The sequence below is a fragment of the Xenorhabdus sp. NBAII XenSa04 genome, assembly GCF_963866145.1.
In the GTDB taxonomy this organism is placed as follows: Bacteria; Pseudomonadota; Gammaproteobacteria; order Enterobacterales; family Enterobacteriaceae; genus Xenorhabdus; species Xenorhabdus indica.
Map to the genome: position 1 here is coordinate 1 of NZ_CAWMEB010000031.1, position 1,416 is coordinate 1,416.

1 protein-coding gene and 1 pseudogene are annotated in these 1,416 nt (G+C 48.7%); both read left to right on the forward strand.

Translation table 11 applies throughout. The features are described from left to right. Positions 1–530, forward strand: a pseudogene (locus AAC147_RS01695) (TraI domain-containing protein); the annotation flags it as partial. A 101-nt stretch (positions 531–631) separates the two neighbouring features. Next, on the forward strand, positions 632–1,416 hold a 785-nt coding region (locus AAC147_RS01700; protein ID WP_047685052.1), incomplete at its 3' end, for a tyrosine-type recombinase/integrase.

Here is a 1,416-nt window from a genome sequence, read left to right on the forward strand (position 1 = left end):
ATGACTGGCAGCCGGGATTGTGGACGCCAGACCGTCGCTTTCGTTTCCGGTTCCGGTCGTCCCGGCCAGATTTGTCTGTGCCACTGAACGCCATGATGGCAGCCCGTTTACTGCCGGAAGCCGCGGTGACCTGGTTGTTTCTGGTACCGGACGCATGGACCTGTCTGACATTGCATCTTGGTGGCCATTCATCCTCTGTACCGTTGATTGATGAATTACTTCAGGAAGCCGCCGGACAGGTGGAGTCGCCTTTATTGAAACCGGGGAATTCTGCAGAATTGTCTGATGTCGCCGGGGTATCACCTGAACCTGGCCAGGCTTCTCCGGATTCCCCATTAGAAATGGCACCGGCATCTGAGCCATCCGGCGAGAGTGATACCCAGACGTTATTGTCTTTATTTCAATCCGGTCATGGGTCCTCTCATCAGGAGAAGGCAAAAAATCATCATCACGGCTCGAAATTCGCCAAACAGTCTGTATCGGATAAAGAAAATGTTGCCAGAAAAGATAACCACAATACATTATTGTAATGTAAATAGTTTAACTGATTATTTATATCTTGTATTTCCATAAAACCGTTTATGAACAATTGAGTGTCATGATTTATTTAATATATTAAGGAAAAAATAACATGTTGCCTGCCGCAGAAAAAATCAGTTGGGATGAGTTATTGGAAGAGTACTTTTTTTCACATATGTTGCGACCGGCCACCGAGTGGAGTTATCGCAAAGTTACCCGGGTCTTTATCCAGTTTATGGGAGAAACGGTGTTGCCGGAACAGGTCACTCACCGGGATGTGCTACGGTGGCGGCGTCATCTTTTGATGGAGAAAAAACAGTCGAGCCATACCTGGAACAATAAGGTGGCCCACCTGCGGGCCATTTTTAACTTCGTGATGGACAGGAAACTGCTGCCATTTACCGAGAACCCGTTTAGCAATGCGGCGGTGAAAAAAGAGAAGAAAAAGAAGAAAATTCTGAGTAAAGTCCAGATAACCCGTCTCTACTTGCTGATGGGGCAGTATGGGGAAGAAGAGCGAACACAGGTTGCTCCCCGGGGAGGGCGTTGTGCTTTATACCCGACCGGGTATTGGCTGACGGTGCTGGATACGTTCCGGCTGACGGGCATGCGTCAGAACCAGTTACTGCACCTGCGATTACGGGATATCAACCTGGATGGCAATTATATTGTATTGCGCGTCGAGGGCAGTAAAAATCACAGTGAGTGGCGGATACCGATGATCCGGCAGCTTAAACCCCGGCTGGCGCAACTCCTTGAACAGGCGAGAGCCTGTGGGGCGAAAGAGGATGATCCGCTGTTTGATTTAACCCGTCTGAGTTTTCGTCATCACGGGCGGATGGCCAGTTACCAGTATGATCACGATAAAGAAAGGCAGCATATTCGTTCTTTTTTCAA